Here is a 27,000-nt window from a genome sequence, read left to right as displayed (position 1 = left end):
AGGAATCACATGAGTTACGCAAACCCTGAAGTGCTGGTTTCCACCCAGTGGGTCGTGGACAACCTGAACAACCCCGACATCCGTCTGGTCGAAGTTGATGAAGACATCCTGCTGTACGAAGTCGGACATGCCCCCGGTGCCGTCAAAATCGACTGGCAGAATGACCTGTGGGATCCCGTTGAGCGTGAATTCATCAAACCCGATGAATTTGCTGCCCTGCTGGGCCGTCTGGGCATCACCCCTGAAACCACCGTCATCCTGTACGGCGACAAGAGCAACTGGTGGGCTGCCTACGCCTTCTGGTTCTTCCAGTACAACGGCCACACCAACGCCAAACTGATCAACGGTGGCCGCCAGAAGTGGATCGAGGAAGGCCGTCCCCTCACCACCGACGCCCCCGAAGTGCAGGCCGTCACCTACCCCGTGGGCCAGCGCGACGAATCCATCCGCGCCTACCGCGATGAAGTGCGTGCCCACATCGAGAAAGTCAAAGCTGGAACGGGTGCCCTCGTGGACGTGCGCAGCCCCGATGAATTCTCTGGCAAAGTCACCCACATGCCCACCTACCCCCAGGAAGGCGTGCTGCGTGGCGGTCACATCCCTGGAGCACAGAGCATCCCCTGGGCCAAAACCGTCAACGAAGACGGAACCTTCAAGAGCGCCGATGAACTCAAGGCCCTCTACGAGCCCCTTGGCGTGACCCCCGACAAGGAAGTCATTGCCTACTGCCGCATTGCAGAGCGTTCCAGCCACAGCTGGTTCGTGCTGACCAAACTGCTGGGCTACCCCAGGGTGTCCAACTATGACGGCAGCTGGACCGAGTGGGGCAACTCCGTGGGTGTGCCCATCGAGAAGACCTACAAGCCTGAGTAAATCCCCCTGCTTCTCGCATTGCTCGAAGCTGTCCCCCTTGACGAAGGGGGATTTTTCTTTGTCTGGGATGGTTTCCAGTTCAGTTTCCCACCAACCCCCTTTCCTTAAGGGGGACAGCCTTGCAGGTGCGCAGCACCCAACAAGGCAGGGGGGATCTGACGTGGCCGTAACCTCAGACAAAAACATCCCCCAAAATCCATGAAGGACAGTCCTGAGCAAAGCAAGCACAGAAGCAAAATTTTTAAATCAAAACAGCCGTCCCGCTCGCCGTGACCATCAGCATGCTGCCATTGGCCCCCACGGTTTCGTAGTCCAGGTCCACACCAATGATGGCATTGGCTCCGAGTCGGCGGGCGTTTTCTTCCATTTCACGCAGGGCGATGGTGCGGGCTTCAGCGAGTTTTTCCTCGTATGCGCCACTGCGGCCCCCGATCACGTCGGTGATGTTGGCGAAGAAGTCGCGCACGATGTTTGCGCCCAGGATGGCCTCACCGTTGACGATGCCTCTGTATTCTCTGATCTGGTGTCCTTCAAGGGTGGATGTGGTGGTGACAATCATTTTCATGTACCTCGACAACAGTTTACGGACGGATCTTCTGAAAAGTTCCTGGGGTGATCCCTGAGGAAACTCAGGGTTTTTCGATGACCCGCACCAGCTGGTCTGCAAACACCGTCTGGTTGAACAGGCCCAGCTGCGAGGCCAGGGTGGGTGGAAAAGCATTGATGCTGACCGCCACGGTGATGTCCTGATCGGGGCAGTAAAAGGCGGCTGAGCCCCAGAATCCGTTGTGGCCCCAGCATTGCTGGTGTCCGAGCCTCTGGGGATAAATCCCGTGGGCGTAAGGGTTTTTCTCTGGAAGGGTCAGCATCTGCTGCAGGCTGGTTCTGGAAAGCACTTTGCCCTGAAACAGCCCCCTGAAGAACTTCACCAGATCTGTGGTGCTGGACACCAGTCCCCCGCCTCCCCACAGGTCAGAGCTGGGATCGAGGCCTGCCGCGTCCAGCTCTCCAAAATAAGGGTGCGCGAAGGGTCCAGCACTGGCGGGCACGGGATCCACGCTTTCCTGCCAGGTGGAGGTCAGTCCGAGCTGTCCAAGCCCCAGCAATGTCTGAATTGCTGCTCCCAGAGACAACCCGGTTTTCTGTTCGATGATTTCACCGAGCAGGATGTATCCTGTGTCAGAGTAGGCGTATTTTTCTCCAGGCTGGCCCACTTTTTCGGCATGTTCCATGGCAAATTTGAGCTGTTCCATGCGGGTCCATCGGTGGGTGGGTGCTTTCATCACCGCTTCAAAGTAAGGTTCGGTTTCGGCGTAATCGGGAATTCCAGAGGTGTGGGTCAGCACCTGGTCCAGGGTGATCTGGTCGGTCTGGTAGCCATGCTCTTTCAGGACCTGAACAAAAGCCGGGGACAGCTGGGTTTCCAGTGCATCCGAAATGTTCAGTTTGCCTTCCTCGGCCAGTTTGAAGATGCTGGCGGCCACAAAGGTCTTGGTGACAGAAGCAATGCGGAAGCTGGCCTGGGCAGGCAGGGGGGTCTTGCTGGCCCGGTCCACCACCCCTGCAGCGCCCGACCAGTGTTTGTCGCCCCACTGCACAGATGCCACGGCAGAAGGCACCCAGTTGCGCCGTTCTATGGCTTCTTGCGTGAGGCTGGACAGTTGCTGTTCAGGGGTGACAGGGGTTGCTCCAGAGCAGGAAGCCAGCACAGAGACGAACATCAGGGCGTGCATGGGTTTCAGGGTTTTTAAAGTTTTTTGTTTTGCGGGTTTCATGGGGCACCTCGGATCCATCTGGGGGCAGTGTAGCGTTGCAGGGTTGCAGAAGATTGCGGGTTTTGTGTCGGGAATGTGTCAGAAACCGGCTGTGTGCAAAACCCTGTTAGCATGGATCACAAGGAGTTGGATCTGTGGCCCGCATCCTGCTGGTGGAAGATGAAAAAGACCTCAGTGAACGCATTGCTGAACGCCTGAAACTGCAAGGACATCAGGTGCTGCAGGTCTTTGATGGCCTGCAGGCTTTGCAGAAATTCGAGGGGTTTGCCCCCGACCTGTTGATTCTGGATGTGATGCTGCCCGGTCTGGACGGCCTGAGCGTGTGTCGGCGCATCCGGGCTTTCAGTTTTGTGCCCATCCTGATGCTGACGGCCCGCACTGGAGAACTGGAACGGGTGCTGGGCTTCGAGGTGGGGGCAGACGATTATGTGCCCAAGCCTTTTTCCTTGCTGGAACTGGAGGCCCGGGTCAGGGCACTCCTCAGGAGGGGCAAACCCATGCAGGAGGAACCGCTGGATCTGGGAATGCTGGAATATGCTGGCTGCACGCTGGATCTGGCCTCCAGACAGGTGAGGGTGCAGCAGCAACCCATTGAACTCACCCGCAGGGAATTTGATTTGCTCTTGTATCTGGTGCGGCACCCTGGACGGGTGTTCAGCCGGGAATGGCTGATCCGGCAGGTGTGGGATGAGGACTACCAGGGCATGGACCGCACCATCGACACCCACATCACCCGGCTCAGGCAGAAACTTGCAGGCAGCCTGCTGGCAGAGAAGATTGTTTCGGTGAGGGGTCTGGGATACCGGCTGGAGGCGCAATCCTGAAACGGGGCCTGACCCTCAGGGCCTGGATGATGCAGTCGCACTTCTGGGTGCTGCTGCTCACGGTTTTTACACCACTGCTGCTGCTGTTGTTGCTGGGTTCTTTTTACTTTCAGCGGTCGCGCGTCACCGTGAAGGTCAACCTGACGGCCCTTCCCAGCAGCCTGAGGGAAGCCTATGTGCAACTGCGTCCAGAACTGGAAAAAGAAGTGCAAAGGCTCATCACTGCACTGGACCGGATTCCTGCCCCCCAGCGCTATGAACTGCTGGACGCTCTGGGCCACAGCAACCTGATCCAGACGGTGCCCCTCAGCGATCAGGATTTTGACACCCTCCTGTGGATTGCAGACGGCAAAATCAGCTGGGTGAGCGAAGGGGGGGCTTACCCGGTGGGGGCGGTGCCCGCCTTCTGGAAAAAAAGCCTGACCGGTCAGGCTTCCGTTTTGATTGAAGTGGGGGAACGCAGTGTGGTGCTGTTCAAAACACCAGGTGGGTACCTGGGGCTCAGTGGCCTCAACACCCCTGCAGTGCAGGGCTGGACCCGGTTCTGGTGGTTTCTGCTGGACCTGTTCAGAAGCACCTGGGGGATGCTCCTGCTGGTGGTGCTGGGCACCCTGGCTTTCGGAGGATTCATGGCCCACCGGCAATCCAGAAAGATTGTGAAACCTCTGGAGGAACTGGCAGGGGTTTTGAATGCTTATGGTGCTGGACAGTTTGAGCAGCGCCTGCCCGAAAAAGGTCCTCTGGAACTGCGGCAACTCATCCGCAACGTGAATGGCATTGGAGCGCAGCTTTCTTCATCCATTCATGCCCTGAAAACCGCCCACCAGCAGACCCGAGAGGTGCTGGAACGGGAACGTCGCCTGATGGGGAACCTCTCCCATGACCTCAGAACCCCCCTTTCTACCTTGCTGGTGCATGTGGAAGCCCTGCAACAGGACCCAGAGCGCCTGGAATTCCTGCCGATTCTGCAGCAGGAAGCCCACTCCATTGCCCGCATGATCGAGGATGTGCTGGCGTTGCATCAGGTGCAGGAGGAAGCAAAGCTGGACCTGACCCTCCTGGACCCTGATGTGCTGCTGTCCGCTGTGGTGTCCAGCATGAAGGTTCCGGCCTGGAATGCAGGCATTGTGCTGCAATCCCGTCTGGAAGCCCGCACTTCTTTGCTGCTGGACGCCCGGAAGCTGGAACGGGTGCTGCGCAACCTGATCACCAACGCTGTCAGGCACACGCCCGAAGGCGGTGTGGTGGAGGTCTGGAGCAGCAGGGCAGGATCAGAGGTGCGCATCGGGGTGACGGACACCGGAGAGGGCATCCTGCCCGAGCACCTCTCCCACATCTTCGAGCGTTTTTACCGTGCAGATGCCAGCCGAACCCGCAACAATGCAGAGCGTCAGATGGGCCTGGGTCTGGCCATTGCCCGCGAGATCACCGAAAGCATGGGAGGCAAGATTTCGGTGGAAAGTGTGCCAGGCGAGGGAACCACGTTCACGCTGGAGTTTCGGGTGTAGCAAATCCAGGATTGAAGACCGCTTTCTGGACATGGCCTGTCCCTGTTCCGGCAGCCTGTGCCAGAATCCAGCCATGGCTCCCTTACTGATTTTTGATTGCGATGGCGTGCTGGTGGACAGCGAAATCCTCTCCAACCGGGCAGGTGTGGAACAGCTGAGCGAACTGGGACTGCAGATCAGCCTGGAAGAGCACATCGACAAATTTGTGGGCCGCAGTGCAGCAGATGTGGAAAAAGAACTGACCGCCCTGCTGGGACGCCTCCTCCCTGAGAACTACTCCCAGCTGAAAATCCAGCGCACTGCAGAGATTTTTGAGCAGGAGCTGCAGGCCATTGCGGGCATTGATCAGGCCCTGCAGAACCTGCCCGGAGCAAAATGTGTGGCCTCAGGCAGTCACCTGACCCGCATCCAGCAGTCCCTGCAGCTCACGGGCCTGACCGAATTTTTCCAGCACATCTTCAGCATTGATCAGGTGAAGCACGGGAAACCCGCCCCAGATCTGTTCTTGCTGGCCGCAGAAACCCTGGGTTACCGCCCAGAAAACTGTCTGGTCATTGAAGACAGCATCACCGGAGTGCAGGCCGCAGTTGCTGCAGGGATGCCCGTGCTGGGCTTCACCGGAGGAGGACACTGCAGCAAAAACCACGCCCAGAACCTGCTGGACGTGGGTGCAAAGCTGGTGTTTCACGACATGCGGCTGTTGCCAGAAATGGTCCCCCAACGCTGAGCGACCCAGCGGTCACAAACCGCTTTGGACCGCGCTGTAGGGTCAAGAAGGCGGACAGTTCAGAGCGTCAGCAATGAACTGGGGGATTATTTGATGCCTCTGGTCAGGTAAGAGTTGCTGTAAAAATCGCTGGCTTTGGCAGCAGAGGGCACTTTCCCCAGGCTTTTCAGCACGTTGATGGCTCTGGCCCAGGAACTGGGATCGCTGTAGCCCAGTCCGGTCTTGCTGGTGTAACTGCTGCGCATCAGGTTCACCGAGGCGTTCAGCACTCCGATGTCGCCTCCTGCACTGCCGAAGTATTTCTTGCCCACTTCAAAGGCTTTCTGGGGGTTGGAAACGGTGTAGGCCAGACCTTTCTGGGTGGCCCTGAGGATTTTCTGCAGGGTGGCCCGGTCTTTGAGCAGTTTGTCCGAGACGATCACCCCGTTGCCCACCATGGGGTAAGCGGAGGTGAGGTCCAGGGTGTTCACTTTGGCGTTCTGCTGGCGCAAAATCAGGGGTTCGTTGTTGATGAAGCCCAGGGCAGCATCCACCCGGCCTGCTTTGACCGCCTCAAGCTGCGTGAACCCGATGGGGGCAATCTGCAGGTCGGTTTCCTTGATTTTGTTTTTGGCCAGCAAAGCCTGCAGGGCAATGTAAGAGGCCCCGAACGCGCCGGGAATCCCCAGGGTTTTGCCTTTCAGGTCATTCACTTTGGTGATGTCTTTCTCGGCAAGGCTGAAGATGGTGACGGGCAGTTTCTGGTACATGGCCAGCACGTATTTGACTTTGGCCCCCTGGGCCTGGGCAAAGATGGCATCTTCGGCATCTCCAACCACGGCGTCCAGTTTGCCCTGCAGCAAGAGGGGCATCAGTTCAGAGACAAAGCCGTGTTTGAACTCCACATCAAACCCCTCGGCTTTGTAGTAACCCATGGCATCTGCAGCATAAAAAGGCGTGAATTGCACGTTGGGGATGTAACCCAGACCGATGGTGAGGGGTTTGGCCGCGGCCACACCTGTGAACAGCAATGTTAAAAGCAGGGCACGTTTCATGGGTTACATTGTACGGTTTGACAAACTTGTCAAATGGAAGTTGCCTTCTTCTGCAGGTTCAGCCTGTCCAGCATGCCTTTCAGGTAATCTTGATGGTTCAAACTCGGGTGGTCTGGCAGGTTCAGGGCGTCCAGGTTGGGCTGCTGCTGCATGGTGATGGGGCTTCTGAGGTGCACGATGCCTGCAGGCAGTTCCAGATGCTGCACGATGCTGCGGGCCACCACATCCACAGGCAGCACATCCAGGTGCTGCACCCATTCAGGATGGCGTTTGAGCATTTGAACGGCCAGATCGTCTTCCGGCACAGGGCCGCCCTTTGCAGACCCCCAGCAGCGGGTGATGCGGTAAATGCTGGAAGGGGTGGTTTGCTGTTCCAGCCACTGCTCGGCCTGCCACTTGCTCAGCGAGTAAGGATCTTGTGGAGCAGGGACATCTGAGGGCAGAGGAGGTGTTGTGCCCTGCCAATGCCAGTCCAGCACACTCAGGCTGGAGCACTGGTGCAGGTGCAGGGTTTTTGCTGCCAGATGGGCAACCAGCTCCACATTGGCTGCCCTGAGGGCGTCCTGGGAAGCATTCAGGGCGGTATGACCAGCAGCATTGATCAAATGAGGATGCAGGCTGTCCTGGGCCAGAAAATCCTGCAATGACACCACCTGCAGTTTTTCCCCGTCCAGGTGCACCTGCCATTTCACAGCAGCGTTTTGCAGACGGATTCGGGCACTTTCTGCAGAAGATGCCCGCACCACCGCCAGCACCTCTTTTTCCTGGGCCTGCAATGCAGCCAGCAGATGCACCCCCAGAAACCCATTTGCACCAGTCACCGCAATCTGAGACTGCAGGGTTCCCGTTTTTGACTGGGACACTGCAGGCTGAAAAGTCCCGGGGTATTCTGACAGGGCCGAAAGCATCCTGCGCAGGGTCCTGTGCCTGTACATCTCATCTGTGGGAAGGCTTCTTCCGGTTTTTCGTCCAAAAGTTGCGCTGATCTGCACCGCGTCCAGAGAATCTGCACCCAGAGAGAACAGGTCATCTTCTGGTCCAATGGGGCATTCCAGCACTTCAGCAGCCACCTGCATCAGCAGGGTCTCCAGATTGTTCTGTGCAGCGTCTTTTGGCAAAACGTGACTGGCAAGATTCTGCACGTCCACCTTGCCGTGCAGGGTCATGGGCAGGCTGTTCAGGGGAATGAGGGACAGGGGAAGCCTCCACTCCCGTGTGAAATCATGCAGGTTTTGTGCAGCATCGGCAGGAAAAAAGAACACCTGCACCCGGTCCCGGTTTTGCACGGCCTGGGCATGCTGGACCCCAGCAACACCACACAGTTCTTCGCCGATTTCCTGCAGGAACACCCGGTGACCCCGCACTTTCACCCAGCCTTCCTTGCGGCCTGCAAACCAGAACTTGCCGTTCTGCTGGAAGGCCAGATCTCCAGTCAGGTAAGGGCTTTCCACATCGGGAGAAAGCTGAGGACCAGAAAGCTGGATTTCTCCCACCTCTCCTGAGGACACAGGTTTTCCGGCTGCATCCACCAGTTGAAAATGCTGCGGATCCACAGGGATCCCCAGGCTGTGGTCCTCAGCAATGCTGACGCTGATGGTGGCTTCTGCAGGACCATAGGTGTTGATGAGCTGCAGTTCGCTGGGTCTGGCTTGCAGTGCAGAGGGCTGCAGGGCTTCCCCTCCCACAATCAGGGTTTTGAGTTGACTGGGAAAAGTGGAAGTGCGGCTCCACAGGTGAAAAAGTGCAGTGGGCACGCTGGCATGGTCCACGTTCACCCAGCTTCTGGGATCTGTGATGGTGGCTTCTGGCACCACCAGGGTGGCCCCATGCAGCAGGGCCAGAAACAGGTTTTCCAGATGCCCATCAAACGTCCAGGCATGGGCCTGCAGCACCCGTTCACCCGTCCGAATGTGCACGTGTGCACTCAGGGCAGACAGGTAGCGTTCTACAGCAGCAAGTTGCAGTCGGATGGGCTTTTGTGGGCCAGTGGTTCCAGAGGTGTACACCACACAGCAGGGATCGGGGCAGGCAGGCACCGGGAGGGAGCCAAAGGTGTAGCCTTCCCCAGAAAACAGGGTTTCCACAGCCTGCAGAACGTGGCCAACTTTTCGGAAGGAAGTTCCTGAGGAGGGCACATCCTCCAGGTGCTTCCAGAGCTGTGCGTAGCTGAGCTTGATGTCTGGTGTGTCCAGGGCCAGCACCTCTGGATGGTGAAGAGCATGGTGCTGCAGGGCTGCCTTCAGGGAAAGCTGCTGGATTTCAGGTGAGGGCTGAAGGGGGTCTGGCGTTTGCTGGCTTTTCAGTTCGCTGCGAAAAGTTTCCACCTTCTGTTCAAACTCTGCCCTGGACAGCAGTTCGGTGTCCACCCGAAAAGTTAGGTACAGGGTGTCTCCCCGCAGGGTGCTCTGCAATTCAATTTCAGAGAGGGGATTGAGCCAGGGATGCAAAATCCGGCTGCTGCCCGGAACGGCAAAATCAAACTCTGGAAGTTCATTGAGGATGGAACGCACCCAGGGGCTCGCTGCAGGGGTTTCGATCTTGCAGAACACCCCGATGCTGCGCCTCTCCTGGCCGGTGCGCCCGTGGGCCAGACGGCCAAACGCCCAGTGGCTTCTGGGAAACTGCTCTTTCAGCCATTCCGAAAACAGTTCGGCCACAATGGGACGCAACCTGCGGCCATCTGGAAGTTTCAGCAGTTTCAGGTGTTGCTTCTGGGGTTGTTTCAGCACCGGAGAAGGGTGGGCGCTCTTGCGCATCTGGGGGTAAGGCGTGATGGACTGGCCCTGCAACAGCATTTTGAATTGCCTGATCATCAGCACAATGGAAAACCCGTCCATCAGGGCGTGGTGGATGGTCACCTGCACCACTGCCCCCCACTTTTGCTCCCACACCACCAGACGGATCTGCTCCGGGACATCCAGAGGACACTGGTGCTCCCGGGAAATGCGGGCCACACCCTGCAATTTCTTCAGTTTGACCTGACCATAACACTCCAGGGTCCTGAGGGCGGCTTCCATAAACTGCGGAAGGTTTTCTTTGACTTTGAAACCAAGCGTTAAATGCCACCTTGAATCTTTAAACCACGATTGCATGGCTTCATTGTAGGGATGAATTTGCTTTTTGGAGCTGCTGCATCACAACAGCAGATCATGTTCTGAGTGCAGAGATCAGAAACAAACACTCTGGGCTAAACATGCAAATGTTTTTTCTATTTTGCCTTGCGGCGGTATTTTAAAACCGCCCGTTCCAGCAGTGTGACCAGCAAATAAAGTGCTGCACCCAGGGTGGTCAGCAAAAAAATCGCTGCAAACATGCGTGGTGTGTTGTAGTAAGCCCTTGCCTGATTGATGGCGGCTCCCAGTCCGGGTGCATTGCTGACAAACTCCCAGACCACTGCACCAATCAAAGCCAGGCTGGCCGTGAGTTTCAGGCCCCCCAGCAATACGGGCAGGGCACCCGGAGCTTCCAAAAGCCACAACCTCTGCCAGAAAGAGGCATTCAAAGTGTCAAAGTATTCATGGTAGGTGTTTTCCACTTCCCGCACCCCGGTCATGGTGGCAATCATCACCGGATAGAAAGCCGTCAGGGTGGCGGCCACAATGGCTGGAGCGGTGCCAAACCCCAGCCAGATGATCAGGAGGGGCGCAACTGCAATGATGGGTGTGCTCTGGCTGGCCACCAGAAAAGGCGAAAAAACCCTTTCCAGCATGGGGAAGCGGCCCAGTGGATATCCCAGGGTCACCCCCATCACCATGCCACACACAATGCCCAGCAAGGTGGTTCTGAGGGTCAGCAGCATCTGGCTGTAGAGTTCCCCCCAGGCCACCTGCAGTTCGAGAATCACCTTGACCGGACTGGGCAGCGAAAAAGCATTCTGGGTGAAGCTCAGGAGGTGCCAGAGCAGCAAAAATACCGTCAGGGCCAGCAACGCCAGCCAGCCTTCAACACGCATTTTTTTGAGGGGCGGGGTGTTGCTGAGCAGCGTGGAATTTCCCTCTCCCAGCAGTTCCCGGAGCTGCGCCTCGATGCCAGAGGTGTAGGCACTGACCCGCCCTTCCAGCTTGGTGTCGATGATGTCGGCAACCCCACCGTTTTTCACCACCACCACCCGGTCTGCCAGATACACCGCCTCGCGGATCGAGTGGGTCACAAACAGGATGGTGCGCCGCTCCTTGCGGTGCAGTCGCTTCAGCTCTGCATTGAACCGCTCCCGGACCAGCGCGTCCAGTGCAGCAAAAGGCTCATCCATCAGGATGATCTCGCTGTCCTGGGCAAGCGCACGGGCCACCGCCACCCTGGCCCGCATGCCGCCAGAAAGCTCAGAAGGGTAAAGGCCGTGGTACTGGTCCATCCCCACCTGCTTGAGGGCCTCATGGGGCTCCATGCCTTTGCCCTGCACTTCACGGGGCAAATTCACGTTTTTCAGCACCGTGCGCCAGGGCAAAAGGCGGTAATCCTGAAACACAAAAGCAGGCTGGGAGCACACCTTCACGCTGCCCTGTTTGGGTTTCAGTAAACCCGCAATCACCCTCAGCAACGTGCTCTTGCCCCCACCTGATGCCCCGATGATGGCAATGAATTCGCCAGATTCAATGCTCAGGTCCACATTTCTCAGCACATCCCGTCCATTGAGTTCGATGGTGATGTCTTTCAGCTCAATGGCAGCAGTCATGCTAAGCAGTGTATGAGAGTGGAGGGGTGGGGTCTAGGGGCAAATCACATTTGGCAGATCATGCCGAGGGCCGAGGGCCGAGGGCATGGAAAGCTTCTGCCAGAGCTGTTGTCGCTTTCAGCCTTCTTCTTGACCTTGACTCGCGCCGATCAACCCGATTTGATCGGCCGGGTCGCTTCTTGACCCCACTGCGTGTGCAAAAGCGGTTTTGCACACGCAGTGGGCCGCCGCCTTCTGCCTTTAATCTTTTTGCCCTCGGCCCTCGGCTCTCGGCTCTGCGCCCTCGGCTTTCGGCTTTCAGCCTTCAGCTTTCTGCCTTCTGCTGATTCCAACCCTCGGTTTCCCCAGCGTGTTCACAAGGACCACCCCCACCAGCGCAATGGCCCCACCAATCAGGGTGATGTGGCTTGGCACCTCATGCACCCAGAAATAAGAAATCAGAATGGCCAGCACGGGAGAGACGTACAGAAAGCTGGTGGTGATGCTGGCTGGCACCCGGCTGAGCGCAAAAGTCCAGGTCAGGTAAGCCAGGGCAGCAGGGAAGATCCCGATGTAAATCACGGCCCAGTTGGCACTGGCAGGTGCGGCCTGAATTTCCTGGGGCAGACCGGGCAGAGAGATGAGCATCGGCACCGTCCCGAACACCAGCGACCACACTGTGAACTGTCTGGAAGGGTATTTTTTTAACAGGGGTTTCTGCAGCACGAAATACAGCGAGGTCACAAAAGCCGAAAGCAGGATCAGCAAAGCTCCCTGCGTGAAATTCAGGTCTCCGCCTCTCCCCAGCACAATCAAAGTGACCCCCGAAATGCTGACTGCAATTCCGAGCCAACCCAGCACATTCAGCCGCTCTCCCAGCCACAGGGTCGCCATCAGCGCCGTGAACACCGGACCTGCGGCAATGATCAGGCTGGCCACCCCTGCAGGCACCGTGATCTCCCCGAAATTCAGGGCGTAATGGTAAATGGTGATGCCCAGCAGCGAGACCCCAAAAATGCGGGGCACATCTTTCCATTCTGGAAAGGGAATTTTGCTGATCCAGGCATAAATGAGCAGCACCCCACTGGCCACCAGAAAGCGGTAAACGGTCAGGTGGGCAGGGGTGAAGTGGTCCAGACCTGCCTTGATTCCAGCAAAAGAAGAAGCCCAGAAAAGAATGGTCACCAGAATGGCGGTCAGGCTGAGAGGATCCATGGGCGCATCATAACCCGCAGGGGGTTTGCCGTTCTCAGTGAAATGGACGAGGGGTGTGACTGGATAACGTTATTCTGGTTTGCATTCTTCACATGGTTTGGCAGAAAGCCGAGGGCCAAGGGCCGAGGGCAAAAAGACATCTGGATGGTGTTGAAGGTCGGCATTTCCTGCAAGTTTCTTGACCCGTTGCTTTTGCAATCAGCTCAGGGCTTTGAGGTGTTTTTTGTGCATTGGCCTGTGCTTTCCCAGCTCTTGGCCCTCGGCTCTCGGCCCTCGGCTCTTGGCTTTCCGTACAAATGACGTGAAATCCCACCCCCAAACCCTTAGCATGAACCCATGAATCTGGAGTACGTACAGAGAATCCTCGGGAGCCGCGTTTACGATGTTGCGAAAGAGACCGCGCTTGACCATGCCCGCAGTCTTTCGGAGCGGCTGGGGAACACCGTTTACTTCAAACGTGAAGACACCCAGCCTGTGCATTCTTTCAAGCTGAGGGGTGCCTACAACAAGATGGCTTCTCTGACCGAAGAAGAACGGGCCAGAGGGGTGATTTGTGCCTCTGCCGGAAACCATGCGCAGGGGGTGGCTTTCAGTGCCCAGAAAATGGGCATCCGGGCCACCATTGTGATGCCTGCCACGACTCCAGACATCAAGGTGAAGGCAGTGCGGGGTTACGGTGCAGAGGTGGTTTTGCATGGTGACAGCTACAGCGATGCTGAGGTTTACGCTTACCAGTTGCAAGCAGAGCAGGGCATGACTTTCGTGCATCCTTACGATGACCCTTACGTGATTGCAGGACAGGGAACCATCGGTCTGGAGATCTTGCAGCAGTGCCGTGCCCAGAAGTACACCGTGTTCGTGCCGATTGGGGGGGGCGGACTGGCTGCAGGCATTGCCGTTTTACTGAAAAGCGTCAACCCAGACATCAAAATTGTGGCTGTAGAGCCCGAGGATTCCGATGCCATGATCCGCAGTGTGGAAGCCGGGGAACGGGTCACCCTGTCCCAGGTGGGCATTTTCGTGGATGGGGTCGCTGTGAAGCGTGTGGGGGAACACACCTTCAACCTGGTGCGCCAGTATGTGGATGAGTACGTGCGGGTCTCCACCGACGAGGTGTGCGCGGCCATCAAGGACATCTTCGATGACACCCGTGCCGTGCAGGAACCTGCGGGTGCACTGGCCACAGCAGGACTCACCCGTTACGTGCAGGAAAGAGGCATTCAGGGAGAAACCCTGGTGGCCCTCACCTGCGGGGCAAACATCAACTTCAACCGTTTGCGCCATGTGGCAGAGCGGGCCAATGTCGGTGAGCAGAAAGAAGCCATCATTGCCGTGACCATCCCAGAGCTTCCGGGTGCGTTTAAGGGCTTCATTCAGGCGATGGGCAAACGCAACATCACCGAGTTCAATTACCGCTATGCCCCCAGCCAGGAAGCCCACATTTTTGTGGGCGTGCAGATGGAGCAGCCCAGAGACAAACAGCAGATTCTGGAAGACCTGCGGGCTCTGGATTATGCCGTTACAGACCTCAGCCAGGACGAACTGGCCGTGGTGCACGTGCGTCACATGGTGGGTGGCCGTGCCCCCGAAGCCGAGAACGAGCGCATTTACAGCTTTGTGTTCCCGGAGCGTCCCGGTGCCCTTTCGGACTTTCTGGACGCCATGCAGGCCACCTGGAACATCAGCCTGTTCCATTACCGCAACCACGGCAGCTCGCATGGTCGGGTGCTGTGCGGCATTCAGGTTCCAGATGAAGACCTCCACGCCTTCCAGACTTTTCTGGACCGCCTGGGCTATGAATACCAGAGCCAGGAGAACAACCCTGCCTACAAGCTGTTCCTCAGGTGAACAGGCTCCAAAACAGCAGCACATCAGCAGATCCCGGGCAACCGGGATTTTTTTGTTTCCGAGGTCTGCAGGATCCGCCATTTGCCCATTGATCTGCCCAAAACCCACCCCGTATGCTGCGGACATGTTTGACCTTGCCCCGCTCGATCTTCCCACAGAAATGCGCACCGAACGCCTGCTGCTGCGCATTCCCAGCATGCAGGACGCCGATGTTTTTCATGCCCTGATGGAATCTTCTTTTGAACACCTGCAGCGCTGGATGCCCTGGGCCAAAACCCTCCCGGACCTGCAGATCACCCGTGAACGCATGCAGCAGAGCATCCAGAATTTTCTGGACCGCAAGGAGCACCTGCGCTTCATGATTGTGCGCCGTTCAGATGGCGCCCTCATGGGCACTTCCATCTTCAATTTTCTGGACTGGGACACCCCCAAGGCCGAAATCGGTTACTGGCTGGGAGAGGAATTTTGCCACCAGGGATACATGCAAGAAGCCGTGAAAGCCATGCTGGATTATGGTTTCAAAGAAATGGGCCTCCACCGCATTGAAGTCTGCACTGATGAAGAAAACCTGCCCTCCAGACGCATCCCAGAAAAACTGGGTTTCACCCTGGAGGCTGTACTGCGAGAAGAACGCAGGCACCACCTGGACCCGGAAAAATACATCAATTTCTGCATTTATGGGTTGCTCAGGAGGGAATACAGGGGTTAGATCCCGAACTGGTCCCACACCCCGGATTTGATGTTGTACACCCTTGAGGCGGGCACACTGACGGTGGTGCGCTCCGGGTAGAGCAGGGCGGTCAGTTTGCCTCCGAACACACAGCCGGTGTCGATGTTGACGGTGTTGTTGACCCAGCGAACCTTGCGCACCGGGGTGTGGCCGTACACCACCAGAGAAAGGCCGTGGTAATCCTTGGTCCAGTCCACCCGGGTGAGTTTGCCGTTGTGCATCACCCGCTCGCCGTGAATGGCAATGTCGCGGGCCATCTGGGTGTTGACCCCATGGAATTCGGCGGGCAGTCCGGCGTGGGCCACCATCAGCATGCCGTGGTCCAGCATCAGCTGCGAAGGCAGGCCACTGAGGAAACTCAGCAGGTCGGCCTGGAATGCTCTGGGGGCAGCTTCAATCTGCTGGATGGATTGGCGGGTGTTGGGAGAATCGATTTTGCCCTGCCCGGACAGGTGGTTGAGGATGCGCAGGTCATGGTTGCCCATCACGCACTGGGCCACCCCTTCACGCACCAGCCGCATGACAAGCTGGTAGGCTTCCACCACCTGGGGTCCCCGGTCTGCAATGTCGCCGACAAAAACCAGCTGACGTTCATCGGGGTGCCGGTAGCGGGCCGAATACCCGAGTTGTTTGAGGAGGCGCTGCAGTTCTGCAGAGCATCCATGGATGTCACCTATGATGTCGTACATTTTGGGTTCAGTGTCTCGCTTTGCGGTGGGAGGCAGGCTTCATGGCTGGGTTGTGCATTCGGGTCAGCCACCGGATGGCGGATAGCCTGCGCCCAGAAAGTGCAGGCCGTGGGGTTTGACGTTGGGTCCTGCTTCGGCGCGGTCCTGGCCTTGCAAGAGGTGGTGCAGGTCGGACAGGGACATCTTGTGCTGGCCCACCAGCAGCAAAGTGCCAATGATGGCCCGAATCTGGTGTCTGAGGAAACTTTCTCCACGCACATGAATCGAAAGATGGATGCCGGTGTGTTGCAGGTGGCAGTCATAGAGGATGCGCCGGGTCTGCCGCTCTTCCTGGGTGGCGAAAGCCCGGAAGTCATGTTCGCCAATCAGGAGCTGGGCGGCCTGTTCCATCTGACTTAAGTTTAAAACATAAGGCACCCTCAGCGCACGGGTTTCATGAAGGGGCAGGCGCTGTTCAGAAAGCAGCAGGTCATAACGGTAAGCCCGCCACAGGCAACTGAAACGGGCGTGAAAGCCTGCCGGGGCTTCCTGTGCGTTCAGCACGCTGACATCGTCGGGCAGGTGGGCATTGAGTGCGCGGACCAGTTTATGGAGGGGCAGCTTCAGGTTTTTCACGTCGATGTGAATGGGCATGTTCTCTGCGTGCACGCCACTGTCGGTGCGTCCACAGGCCACGGGCATCTGGGCTTCAGCGAAGCGCGAAATGGCCTGATGCAGCACCTCCTGCACGGTGCGTTCCCCCCTGGCCTGCATCTGCCAGCCCTGAAAATGGGTGCCCAGGTACTGCACTTCCAGAAAAAGGCGCTGGTGTTCAGGTGGAGGGCGGTAATCGGACATTCGCTGTCAGACTAAGGGGTTTTGAGGCTGCTTTCAAGGGTTTCGTCCAGAGCGCAGTTCGTAATAGGCCTGTTTCTCTTCGTACATGCGTTCATCGGCCAGACGGACCAGATCCTGCAGCAGTTCAGCATCTTCCGGGAACAGGGACATGCCGATGCTGGCCCCCAGGGGGAAACCCCGCAAACTGAGTTCCTGGATGGCGGTCTGGAAGCGTTCTGCAGCCTGCCGGGCTTCCAGGGGACTGGTGGAGGGGAGGTAAGCCAGAAACTCATCTCCGCCCAGCCGGAAAATCAGATCGGTGGAGCGCTGCACGCTTTTGAGGGCCAGTCCCACCTGTTTGAGGATGTCGTCTCCAAACTTGTGCCCGAAATGGTCGTTGATGGCCTTGAAGCCGTTGAGGTCCATCAGCAGAAAACTGGCGGGCTGTCCGCTGCGTTTGAGGCTGGCGAGGCCCAGCGGAATCAGGTTGTCCAGGGCGCGGCGGTTGGGAAGCCCGGTCAGGGGATCGGTGGCGGCGGCCTCGGAGAGCTCCTGGCGCAATCGGGCTTCCTGCACGATCACGGCAAGCTGGCTGCCCAGCAACCCGGCCACTTCCAGTGCATCCTGATCGAAGGCGTGTCTGTCCAGCATGTTGTTCAGAGACAGAAAAGCCAGCATCTGCCCATCATGCACGATGGGCACACACAGATCGGCCTGCAGTCTGGAGAGGGGCACCAGGTCTTGCAGCACCTCGGTCTGGATGCGCTGCACTTCGGGATCGTTGTGTCCCAGACGGCGGATGCGTGGGATGCCTTTCAGGCAGTCTTCCTGGGAGCCGCCGTACCACACCAGCACATCGGCTTCGGGAATGCGCACGTGGGCCAGGGGTCCGAGGTCCAGACCCTGGCTGGCCACCATGCGGTAATGCTGGTCTTCACGGATCAAGAGGGCTCCGTATTGTGCTCCAGGCAGCAGGTCTGCAGCTGCGGTCATCAGGAGGGAGTTGAGTTCATCCAGGCTGAGGGACCTGAGCGCACTCAGGATGGCCTCGCTTTTGCCCAGCCGTTCCAGCAGGGTTTGCTTCTGGATCAGCATGCCCAGCTGCCTGCCCAGGTTGCTTAAAAATTCCTGTTCTTCGCTGTCCCAGCGTTCGTACTCTTTGCGCCCCACCACCAGGAAAGCCCGTGAGCGGCTCAGGGAGGGCAGGGGAATGATGGCCACTGCAGATTTTTCAAAGTCTTTCAGGCCGTGTCCACGGGCAGTGTCTTCATCGTGGGTGAACAGCGCCCGCTGTTCCAGGTAGGCTTTCCACAGCAGGTTGTGCCCAAAATCAATGGTCTGGGCTTCCATCAGGGTGTGGGCGTAAGGCTGAAACAAATTCTTGCTGTACACGTACACCCCGCAACGGGTGTAGTTGCGGTGGGAAAGCAGTGCGTAACACACCTGCTGCGCCCCTTCTTTGAGGTTGTGGGCGTCCTGCAGTTCCAGGGTGATGTAGTTCAGGAAGGCGTTTTCCTGGTTGCGGGCAATCTGCGACAGGCGGGCCTCAATCACTTTCAACAAATCATCCAATTGAATGTGGGCAGGCACCCCCCGGATTTCCATCTGGGTGACCCGCTGGTTGAGGGCGTAAATGGCGTAGGTGTTGGGCAGCGTTTGCATCACACTGTGGTGGTATTCCACCGACTTGACCCCGGAGTTGAGCAAAAACTCACGGGTGTAGTTCAGCACGCTGTCCACGGTGGGGCTGTCTTCCAGTTCGCTCCACAGCCCGATCAGGAGGGACTGGGTGGTGGTGGCAGGAGGGGCATTTCTGGGTTTGCGGTAGGCCAGGCCAATCAGGTTGGCCAGCATCAGCAGGCCTGCGACCAGCAGGGTCTGGTTGCCCAGCGGGGCATTCCAGCCCAGCACAATCAGCATCACCAGCACCAGGGCCCCCACGGGGCCAGCAGGCAGGGGATAAAGCAGCAGGGTTGCGGCAATCACGCCGGCCACCAGCAGGCCAATCAGGTGGGCCGGGTAAAGGTGCACCAACAGCAACACCCCTCCAGCGGCCAGCAAAGGCAAAGCCATGCGGCTCCAGGGAAAACGGGGCAGGATCATCACATTCACCGCAATGCACCCATCCAGCGCAGCAGATCCTGGTGTCCCAGGGGTCTGGAGATGTGGTAGCCCTGAATCAGATCGCAGTGGTGTTCGCGCAGCCACTCCACCTGTTCTGCGGTTTCCACCCCCTCAGCAATCACCGTGAAGCCCAGGCCATGTCCGAGCTGGATCAGGCTTTCCATCAGGCGGTTGTCGGTTTCCGATTCGCCCAGGTAGGTGGTGAAGCTGCGGTCCAGTTTCAGCACGTCCAGTGGCAAATGCCGCAGGTAGCCCATCGAGGAGTACCCCACCCCGAAATCGTCCAGGGCCACTTTGACCCCCCATTTGCGCATGTCTTCCAGCCGGGCCACCACCACATCACGTTCTTGCATCAGGGTTCCTTCGGTCACTTCAATTTGCAGTTTGGAAGCCCGATCTCCCAGTTTGCGGGCAAAATCATGCATCCATTCAAAGAATTCGGAATCCCGGATGGTGCTGGGAGACAAATTCACCGAGCACACGAAATGGCTGTCCTGCAGTTCTTCCATGGCCAGTTCAATCACCCGCTGGTCCAGGCGGCGGATGAGTCCGGTTTCCTCGGCCAGTTCAATGAATTCCTCGGGAGGAATGAAGCGGCCTGAGCGGTTGTGCAGGCGCACCAGGCACTCCACCCCCCACAGTTTCTGCTGGTGGATGTCCCACAATGGCTGGTATTGCAGCACCAGATTGCGGGTCTGGATGGCATCCCGGAGTTCCTGCTCGATCAGCATGCGTTCGCTGGAAGGCAAATCAAATTCGGGTCGGTACACTGCAATGCCCTGACGGTTGAGTTTGGCGTACCTGAGGGCAGAATTGGCCTCCCTGAGCAGGTCATGGTAGGTCTGGCCCTGCTGGGGATAAATGGCCAGTCCCATCGCCAGTGAGAGGGTGTGCTGTTGCCCTCCAAAATGCAGGGGTTGCTCAAAGCTGTTCTGCACGTTGTAGGCCACCTGCATCAGTTCAGAAATCGAGGAGCGCCTGAGCACCATGGCAAACTCATCGCCGTCCAGCCTGCCCAGCAAATCCGGATGGGCGATGTGCTTGCGGAGTTTGCGTGCCACCGCTTTGAGCAGTTCATCTCCGGTGGCAAAACCCAGCGAGTCGTTGATGTCCTTGAAGCGGTTGACGTCCCACAGCATCACCCCCACCACGTTGTGTGGGTCTGCCGTGAAGATCAACTGGTCCGCCGTTTCCTGCAGGAAGGCCCGGTTGTAGAGGCCGGTCAACTGGTCGGACTGGTTGAGGTACTCCAGACGTTCCAGCGAGTCTTTCTGGGCGGTGATGTCCCGCACCACGGCCAGCACATCCTGGTTGCTGTGGCGCATCACCCGGGCCTCGAAGAACTGCACCCGGTCTCCCAGGTCCAGACCATATTCGATGGTCTGCAACTCTGCGGTGTCCAGGGCTTTCTGGATCACATGTTCAAAGGTTTCCGCCAGGCTTTCTGGAAAAAGGTCATAAATTTTTTTCCCCAGAAAAACCTCGATGGGAGCAGCCAGCAGTTCGGGGTTCGGAGAATGCACATCTTTGCATGCGCCTTGCTGGTCCAGCAGGAAAACCGTGTCAGGGATGGCATTCAGCATGGTGCGGTGTCGGGCTTCGCTTTCCCGCAGTTGCCGCTCTGCCTCTTTGCGCCCCCGGATGTCGCGGGCAATCAGCACGGTGATGCGCTCGGAGGTGTCCGGTTCGATCCAGGAGCGGCAGACCACCTCGACCTCCAGCAGTTCTCCTGCGTTGTTGATCCAGCGCTGCTCGGTGGGGGGCAGAACCTGTTTTTCAGAGGGGAGGGCCTGGATCAATTGCAGCAGGAAGGTCTGGTCTTCCGGGTGTACAAGGTGCCACAGATTCAGGCGCACAGCCTGCTGTTCAGAAACCCCCAGCAGGGCCGCCATGCTGGCATTGGTGTACACGATGTCCAGGCGCTCTCCCAGCATGCAGATGGCATCGGGGGAAATCTCCACCAGCGAACGGAAGCGTTCTTCGCTTTGCTTCACCTGCATGAATTCTGGATGCGCGGGATTCACAAACACCACGGCTCCACCTTCCGGGCGCCTTTTCACAAACAGGTGCATTTCGGAATTCTGCTGCTGCAGGTGGGTTTTCAGGTGGGCGGTCAGGTGCTGGCCCTGGGTGGGCAACTGCTCTCCGCGAAACAGGCTGGACAGCTCAGGGTCACTGAAAAAACTCTCAAAAGGAAGGTCCGGCTGATCGAGCGGCAGCAGGTTGCGGGCGTAAGCGTTGCTGTAAATGCAGTACCCCTGGGGGTTGGTCACAATCACGCCACTTTCAATTGCATCACTCAATTCATCCCAGATTGGCATGGTCTTCCTTTGGAACCCTGACTTTGTAGAGGCTGCGAACCATATTGAATTATAAAGGTTCTGTCATCCTCATGTTAAGGGCTTTCTATCCAGAGCAAGACATCTTTTTGTCTTTGTGGGCCGGAAATCGTTACACTCTGGGCATGAAGCACCACCTGTACCCCCACAGCACCACCTTCAGTCCTGACCCCCAGACGGTGCTGTCTTTCGATCTCGAAGGCCGCCTGATCTCGGTGTTTCTGCAGGGAACAGTGTACAAGCGGGACCTTTCCAGCGGGGTGCATGTGCGGTACCAGCAGCAGGGCAGGCAACGGGAAAAGCTCTCTGGTGAGGAAGCCCGGCAGTTTTACAGCAAGGTGCAGGACCTGCTGTTGCGGCATCAGGATGATTTTCCAGCAGAGCTGTCAGCCAGATTGAAAAGCGTTTACGGCCCGGAACAGTTGATGCAGGAAAAAGAGCGTTTTTTGCATGTGTACCGCCCCATTTCCATTTTGCCCCCCGACCAGTATCTGGCCGTGGTCTTGCAGGCCACCGAGGGATGCACCTGGAACAAATGCACCTTCTGCAATTTCTATGCAGACCGTCCGTTCAAGGTCAAAACCCCTCTGGAGTTTCAGGCGCATGTTCAGGATGTAAAAAATTTTCTGGGACAGGGGGTTTTGCTGCGGCGCAGTGTGTTCCTGGCTGATGGCAATGCCCTGGCCCTGGGGTTCAGCCGCCTTCAGGACATGCTGAAAACCACCCGTGAAGCTTTTCCAGGCTTGCCCATCTCCAGTTTCATCGATGTGTTCACCGGAAACAAACACACCCGCGAAGAATGGAAAGCCCTGAAAGAACTGGGTTTGCAGCGGGTGTTCATCGGGATGGAAAGCGGTCTGGACGAGGTGCTGTCTTTCATCAACAAACCCGGTTCCCAGCAAGACCTGCAAGAATTTGTCTCTGACCTCAAAGCCGCAGGTTTGCAGGTGGGCCTGATTCTGATGGTGGGGGTGGGCGGGCAGGAGTTCCGTGAGCCCCATGCACAGGCCTCCCTGGATGCCCTGGAACAGATGCCCCTGGACCGGGAAGACCTGATTTACCTGTCGCCTTTTGTTGAACACCCTGGTTTCACCTATTCCGAAAAAAGGCAAAGCCTGGGCCTCACCCCCATGTCTGAACTGGAAGTGGAAGCAGAACTGTCCCGTCTGGCAAAAATCCTGCGTTCCAGGGGCCTGAAAGCTGCCCGTTACGACATCCGGGAATTTCTCTATTGAGGGTCAGGCAACTGTCAGCTGGTCTCACAAACCCCTCTGCCTGCAAAGTCAAGGGCTGCCTGGGACCTGCCTGATTTTTGTGTCTTTTCTGACAGTCTCGACGCCCTTTCTGATGTCTGGGAGGGCCTGAAAAGGCAAGATGCCCACAAACATTGAACCCACTCCAAACCATAAAACTTGCACTGGCTCCAAAGTTGTATGATACTGATCTGACGCAAGTCCACCAAACTGAATGGCACTGTTTTTGTCTGTGCTGCACATCAAATGATTAGGGGGAAACATGAGCAAGATTTCACGCCGTAACCTGCTGAAGATCCTGGGTCTGGGAAGCGCCATCACCGTCACGGGCAGTGCAGCCAAAGCACAGACCAGTGGTGGCCTTACGCTGGTCACTTTCCTGCACACCAACGACACCCACGACCACCTGGAGCCCACTGTTGTCACCGGAACCGGTGCAGACGGCAAGGCCTTCAGCGTGCAGTATGGTGGGGTGGCACGGGTCAAGACCCTGATTGATGACCTCAAGCGCCGTTCCATCAACCCTGTGATTCTGGATGCTGGAGACGTGTTCACCGGCACCCTCTACGGTCAGGTGTACAAAGGTCTGGCAGACCTCGCCTACATGGAAGCCTTCGGCACCCAGGCCCAGACCATCGGCAACCACGAGTTCGACAACGGTCCTGGTCAGCTCGCCGATTACATCAAAAACGCCAGTTTCCCAGTGGTTTCTGCCAACATTGATGCCTCGGGTGACGAAAAACTCAAGGGCCTGATCAAGCCCTACACCATCCTGGACACCGACAACGGTCCTCTGGGTGTGATTGGCGTGACCACCCCGGACACCCCCATCACCTCCAGCCCCGGAGACACCGTCAAATTCCTGGACCCCTACACCACCGTGCAGAAAGCCGCCGATGACCTGCGTGCCCAGGGCATCAAGAACATCGTGCTGCTCTCGCACCTTGGGTACAACATCGACCTGGAACTGGCTCCCAGACTCAAAGGCGTGGGCGTGATCATCGGTGGGCACACCCACACCCCCCTCGGCAAATACGAGGGTCTGGGTCTGCCCAAATCTGAAGGTCCTTACCCCACCGTGCTGCAAGACGCAGCAGGCAACACCATCCTGGTGGTTCAGGCATGGGAATGGGCCAAATTCTACGGCCAGTTGCGCGTGGCCTTCAACGAAGAGGGCGTGCCCCAGACCTGGGTGGGCAAAGTCTACCCGGTCACTGCAGACTACAAAAACGACATCCGTCTGTCTGCCACCCTGCGTGCCTTCCAGTTGCCCCTGGATGCCTTCCGCAAAACCCCGGTGGGCACCGCTGCCGTCAAACTGAACGGTGACCGCGCCGATGTGCGCAAGCGCGAAACCAACCTCGGCAACTTCATCAGCGACGCCTACCTGTGGGCCACGCAGAAGTACAACACCCAGATTGCCCTGATGAACGGCGGGGGCATCCGGGCCAGCATCGCCGCCGGAACCGTCACCAACGGAGATACCATCACTGTGCAGCCCTTCGGCAACACCGTTTACGTGATGGACCTGACCGGCAAAGAAGTCTGGGACGCCCTGGAAAACGGGGTCAGCGACTGGGCCAACGGTGCAGGCCGTTTTCTGCAGGTGGGAGGAATGCGCTACAGCTTTGATCCCACCAAAGCCGTCGGAAGCCGCATCCTCAGTGCAGAAGTCAAACAGCCCGACGGCACCTTCAAGCCTCTGGACCTGAATGCCACCTACCACACCGTCACCAACAGCTTTGTGGCCGCAGGCGGCGACAACTTCACTGTGCTGAAGAACGCCAAGGGGTTCCGTCTGGACACCTACCTCACCGATTACGTGGTGGTCAACGACTACTTCGCTTTCGTGAAGTCTGCCAACCCCCAGGTGGAGGGCAGGGTCACCATCGTGAACGAACCCAAGTAAACCCCTGCTTCTCCCTAAAGCTTGAAGCTGTTCCCCTACACGGGGGGACAGCTTTTTGTCTGAGGGTGCTGGGGCCAGATCCCCCTGCAACTCGCTTTGCTCGTTGGTTCCCCCGTCAGCGTTGGGGGATTTCTGTCATCCTACACCAATCCCCCTTTGTTAAGGGGGGACAGCCTTGAAGCGTTAGCGAAAGGCAGGGGGGGAAGCAGGGGGTCAAATCCCCCACAAACTCCGGGAGGCCATTTCCACCAGGTTGCCACTGGGGTCATGGAACAGCAGGGAATCCCCTTTGATGCCACCCCAGTTGTAGCGGGTGACTGGAAATCCTGCCAGTTCCAGCCGGGCCTCCCACAAGTCCAGACGCTCCTGGGCCATCTCGAAACACACGTGGCCTCCGGGACGCACACCGTGGGTGGGCAGGGTGCCTGGCCGCAGGGATTCTTCCGGGTTGAACAGCAACAGCATCCCATTGCCTGCTTTGAGGAAGACATGCCTGGGCAGGCGACGGGAATGCAGCTCAAACCCCAGCAGACCACAGTAGAAATTTTCTGCCTCCAGCAGGTCATGCACATACAGGCAGGTTTCGAGGATGTTCATGTGGTTTTATTCTATAAAAGTCCGTCAAAATGCAGAGGCAGATGGAGCACCTCCTCTGACCCTTGCGGAACATTTTCCCCTGTCCCCTCGTACCCTGAAGTGGAGGCTTTCATGATCTTCTGGCTTTGCTTGTTGATTGGAGGAGCATTGATCCTGGTTTCACTGCTGTTCCAGCACGATGGAACGCTGGATGTGGGCCACCCGGATTTGCATGACGTTTTTTCCTGGCTGAACCTCAGGGCCATTGTTTTTGCTGTGGCGTTTTTTGGTCTGGGGGGGGTGATTGCCTCCCGACTGGGTCTCAGCATGGGAGGCCAGTGGGTGTTTGCCCTGATCACAGGTCTCAGTGTGGGGATCACCACCGCTTGGTTGTTCCGTTATGCCAGACAGCAGGAATTCAGCGGTCAGGTGGGGGATCTGGTGGGCAGAACCGGCAAGGTGCTCATTCCCCCGGCGGCAGAACGTCCCGGCAAGGTGATGCTGACGGTTTCAGGCCAGATGACCGAATTCCATGCCCACTCTTCAGACGTGTTGCAGGTGGGAGAACCCATCATTGTGGTGGGGATGGAGCAGGGCACACTGAATGTGCGGCGCTGGCACCAGTTCTGAATCAACAGTGCTGATCAGTAAGAGGCAGAGTGGCTGCCTGCGGAGCTGTTTTGCTGGTCGTCCTGCAACACTTTAAAGGCAATGATGCCCAGCAGGGCCAGCACTTCGGCAGGAGCATGGCCCTGGATTTCAAGGTCCTTGCCATCGAAGTTTCCACCAATGCGACCGGCCAGATGGGTGTTTTCGATCCTGAAATGGAGGTCGTATCCCAGCGAGGAACCTCCAAACCGTCCTGTCAGTTCTCTGCCTTGCACATCAAACACAATGTCCTGTCCAACGAAATTTCCACCCAGACGGCCCTCGGTGTGGTGGCCCAGGGTGACGTTCACATCGAATCCATCGGTGGTTCCACCAATGCGCCCACGGACCAGTTGCTTTTCAATGTTCAGCAAAATGTTTTTTCCAATTTGTGTCCCGCCAATGCGCCCACGCACCAGAGGGGGGGTGTAGGTGGCCTGGATGTCATACCCCAGGCTGCTTCCGCCAATGCGTCCCTGTATGTCCATGGGGACAGTGTACGCCCCCATGGATGAGTTGGATTACAATTTTGTCACATTTTGCTAAGCCAGACAGGGTTTAACCGGGTTCAGCCTTTTTTGCGGCTTTCGGCCATTTTCATCCAGTCCTGGGCAGAAAGCTCATCCAGAATGTTGAATTCTCCAGCATTCCACACGCTTTCTCCACCATCGATGTGAATCAAATCTCCGGTGATGAAGCCTGAAAGGTCACTGAGCAGGAAGCTGGCCAGATTTGCCAGTTCAATGTGCTCTCCGTAGCGCCGCAAAGGAACCCGGCTTTTCAGCTTTTCTCCGAATTCTTCAGAAGGCAAGAGCCTTTCCCAGGCCCCTTCGGTGGGAAAAGGACCGGGTGCCACAGCGTTCAACCGGATGCCGTATTTGCCCCATTCGGCGGCCAGGGATTTGGTGAGGGTGACCACTCCAGCTTTGGCCACTGCACTGGGCACCACATATCCACTGCCACTCTGGGCGTAGGTGGTGGCGATGTTCAGGACCACGCCACCGCTTTTGCGAGCAATCCAGCGTTTGCCCATTTCCAGGGTGCAATAGAAAGTGCCGTGCAAAACAATGCCCAGCACCGCGTCCACGGCACGGTGGGACAGCATCTGGGTGGGGGAGATGAAGTTCCCTGCTGCGTTGTTGACCAGTGCATCAATGGGTCTTCGCTGTTCGATGGTGTTCAGCACTTCTGTGACCTGTTCGGGGTTTTTCACGTCGCAGGTCTGGTAGAAGATGCTGCCCAGGCTTTCAAATTCCTGCACGGTTTCCTGCAGAACGTTTTCCCGGCGGCCCAGAATGGTGACTTCTGCGCCCAGTTCCAGAAACCTTTTGACCATGCTTTTTCCCAGTCCACTGCCGCCACCTGTGACCAGGACGTGCTTTCCTGCCAGCAAATCGTTTTGAAACATGTGTGCTCCTTTGTCTTTTCGGTTTGTGGTTTCAGTGTAACCCAGATTTCTGT

At 57.5% G+C, this 27,000-nt stretch carries 22 protein-coding genes; 9 read left to right on the top strand and 13 right to left on the bottom strand.

Annotated elements, in window-relative coordinates:
* The first annotated feature begins 9 nt into the window (after positions 1–9).
* A complete protein-coding gene (locus tag IEY52_RS17725; protein ID WP_189004874.1) occupies positions 10–873 on the top strand; it encodes a sulfurtransferase in 864 nt (287 codons plus the stop codon).
* Between the two features lie 241 nt (positions 874–1,114).
* Here IEY52_RS17725 and IEY52_RS17720 read toward each other — a convergent pair whose 3' ends face one another.
* Complete coding sequence (locus IEY52_RS17720; protein ID WP_373289889.1) at positions 1,115–1,438, bottom strand: heavy metal-binding domain-containing protein; 324 nt, start codon at positions 1,436–1,438, stop codon at positions 1,115–1,117.
* Positions 1,439–1,502: 64 nt separating this feature from the next.
* Positions 1,503–2,648, bottom strand: a complete 1,146-nt coding sequence (locus IEY52_RS17715; protein WP_189004872.1) for a serine hydrolase domain-containing protein — start codon at positions 2,646–2,648, stop codon at positions 1,503–1,505.
* A gap of 134 nt (positions 2,649–2,782) precedes the next feature.
* On the opposite strand from IEY52_RS17715, the gene IEY52_RS17710 reads away from it, so the two are divergent.
* The 3 genes from IEY52_RS17710 (at position 2,783) to IEY52_RS17700 (ending at position 5,707) form a co-directional block, all read left to right on the top strand.
* Entirely contained in the window at positions 2,783–3,472 is a 690-nt protein-coding gene (locus IEY52_RS17710; protein WP_189004870.1) for a response regulator transcription factor, read from the top strand.
* 26 nt (positions 3,473–3,498) lie between these two features.
* Positions 3,499–4,980: a sensor histidine kinase gene (locus tag IEY52_RS17705; RefSeq protein WP_189004868.1), complete on the top strand. Its 1,482-nt coding sequence runs from the start codon at positions 3,499–3,501 to the stop codon at positions 4,978–4,980.
* 73 nt (positions 4,981–5,053) lie between these two features.
* Complete coding sequence (locus tag IEY52_RS17700; protein ID WP_189004866.1) at positions 5,054–5,707, top strand: HAD family hydrolase; 654 nt, start codon at positions 5,054–5,056, stop codon at positions 5,705–5,707.
* A gap of 86 nt (positions 5,708–5,793) precedes the next feature.
* Here the strand turns inward: IEY52_RS17700 and IEY52_RS17695 are convergent, their stop codons facing one another.
* The 4 genes from IEY52_RS17695 to IEY52_RS17680 form a co-directional block, all read right to left on the bottom strand.
* Complete coding sequence (locus tag IEY52_RS17695; protein ID WP_189004864.1) at positions 5,794–6,741, bottom strand: ABC transporter substrate-binding protein; 948 nt, start codon at positions 6,739–6,741, stop codon at positions 5,794–5,796.
* A 29-nt stretch (positions 6,742–6,770) separates the two neighbouring features.
* A complete protein-coding gene (locus IEY52_RS17690) occupies positions 6,771–9,833 on the bottom strand; it encodes an AMP-binding protein (RefSeq protein ID WP_189004862.1) in 3,063 nt (1,020 codons plus the stop codon).
* Positions 9,834–9,949: 116 nt separating this feature from the next.
* The gene (locus tag IEY52_RS17685; RefSeq protein ID WP_189004859.1) at positions 9,950–11,413 is read right to left on the bottom strand and encodes an ABC transporter permease subunit; all 1,464 of its coding nucleotides are present in this window, start codon (positions 11,411–11,413) and stop codon (positions 9,950–9,952) included.
* A gap of 297 nt (positions 11,414–11,710) precedes the next feature.
* On the bottom strand, positions 11,711–12,607 hold the full coding sequence (locus tag IEY52_RS17680; protein WP_189004850.1) for a DMT family transporter: 897 nt from the start codon (positions 12,605–12,607) through the stop codon (positions 11,711–11,713).
* A 336-nt stretch (positions 12,608–12,943) separates the two neighbouring features.
* Between IEY52_RS17680 and ilvA the strand changes: the two genes are divergently transcribed.
* Positions 12,944–14,455, top strand: a complete 1,512-nt coding sequence (gene ilvA, locus IEY52_RS17675) for a threonine ammonia-lyase, biosynthetic (protein ID WP_189004848.1) — start codon at positions 12,944–12,946, stop codon at positions 14,453–14,455.
* A 124-nt stretch (positions 14,456–14,579) separates the two neighbouring features.
* Positions 14,580–15,164 carry a GNAT family N-acetyltransferase gene (locus IEY52_RS17670; protein ID WP_189004846.1) on the top strand — a complete coding sequence of 195 codons (585 nt, stop codon included), beginning with the start codon at positions 14,580–14,582 and terminating at the stop codon, positions 15,162–15,164.
* On the opposite strand, the gene prpE is transcribed toward IEY52_RS17670, so the two are convergent.
* From prpE to IEY52_RS17650, 4 genes are all read right to left on the bottom strand, one after another.
* Positions 15,161–15,874, bottom strand: a complete 714-nt coding sequence (gene prpE, locus IEY52_RS17665; protein WP_189004844.1) for a bis(5'-nucleosyl)-tetraphosphatase PrpE — start codon at positions 15,872–15,874, stop codon at positions 15,161–15,163. The two genes, IEY52_RS17670 and prpE, sit on opposite strands and share 4 nt — an antisense overlap.
* A 63-nt stretch (positions 15,875–15,937) precedes the next feature.
* The gene (gene truA / locus IEY52_RS17660; RefSeq protein WP_189004843.1) at positions 15,938–16,711 is read right to left on the bottom strand and encodes a tRNA pseudouridine(38-40) synthase TruA; all 774 of its coding nucleotides are present in this window, start codon (positions 16,709–16,711) and stop codon (positions 15,938–15,940) included.
* A 33-nt stretch (positions 16,712–16,744) separates the two neighbouring features.
* Positions 16,745–18,793, bottom strand: a complete 2,049-nt coding sequence (locus IEY52_RS17655; RefSeq protein WP_189004841.1) for a GGDEF domain-containing protein — start codon at positions 18,791–18,793, stop codon at positions 16,745–16,747.
* A 5-nt stretch (positions 18,794–18,798) separates the two neighbouring features.
* On the bottom strand, positions 18,799–21,135 hold the full coding sequence (locus IEY52_RS17650) for a putative bifunctional diguanylate cyclase/phosphodiesterase (protein WP_189004831.1): 2,337 nt from the start codon (positions 21,133–21,135) through the stop codon (positions 18,799–18,801).
* A gap of 143 nt (positions 21,136–21,278) precedes the next feature.
* On the opposite strand from IEY52_RS17650, the gene IEY52_RS17645 reads away from it, so the two are divergent.
* Positions 21,279–22,388 carry a radical SAM protein gene (locus IEY52_RS17645; protein WP_189004829.1) on the top strand — a complete coding sequence of 370 codons (1,110 nt, stop codon included), beginning with the start codon at positions 21,279–21,281 and terminating at the stop codon, positions 22,386–22,388.
* 280 nt (positions 22,389–22,668) lie between these two features.
* Positions 22,669–24,315 carry a bifunctional metallophosphatase/5'-nucleotidase gene (locus tag IEY52_RS17640; RefSeq protein WP_189004827.1) on the top strand — a complete coding sequence of 549 codons (1,647 nt, stop codon included), beginning with the start codon at positions 22,669–22,671 and terminating at the stop codon, positions 24,313–24,315.
* A 213-nt stretch (positions 24,316–24,528) separates the two neighbouring features.
* On the opposite strand, the gene IEY52_RS17635 is transcribed toward IEY52_RS17640, so the two are convergent.
* On the bottom strand, positions 24,529–24,912 hold the full coding sequence (locus IEY52_RS17635; protein ID WP_189004825.1) for a VOC family protein: 384 nt from the start codon (positions 24,910–24,912) through the stop codon (positions 24,529–24,531).
* Positions 24,913–25,023: 111 nt separating this feature from the next.
* On the opposite strand from IEY52_RS17635, the gene IEY52_RS17630 reads away from it, so the two are divergent.
* On the top strand, positions 25,024–25,521 hold the full coding sequence (locus tag IEY52_RS17630) for an NfeD C-terminal domain-containing protein (protein ID WP_189004823.1): 498 nt from the start codon (positions 25,024–25,026) through the stop codon (positions 25,519–25,521).
* 14 nt (positions 25,522–25,535) lie between these two features.
* Here IEY52_RS17630 and IEY52_RS17625 read toward each other — a convergent pair whose 3' ends face one another.
* Entirely contained in the window at positions 25,536–26,027 is a 492-nt protein-coding gene (locus tag IEY52_RS17625) for a hypothetical protein (protein ID WP_189004821.1), read from the bottom strand.
* A gap of 80 nt (positions 26,028–26,107) precedes the next feature.
* A complete protein-coding gene (locus IEY52_RS17620; protein WP_189004819.1) occupies positions 26,108–26,947 on the bottom strand; it encodes an SDR family oxidoreductase in 840 nt (279 codons plus the stop codon).
* Positions 26,948–27,000: the final 53 nt, after the last annotated feature.

This window comes from Deinococcus roseus, assembly GCF_014646895.1.
Taxonomy (GTDB): Bacteria; Deinococcota; Deinococci; order Deinococcales; family Deinococcaceae; genus Deinococcus_C; species Deinococcus_C roseus.
Note: the sequence above shows the minus strand (reverse complement) of the source record. Positions and strands in the feature narration are given on the sequence as shown.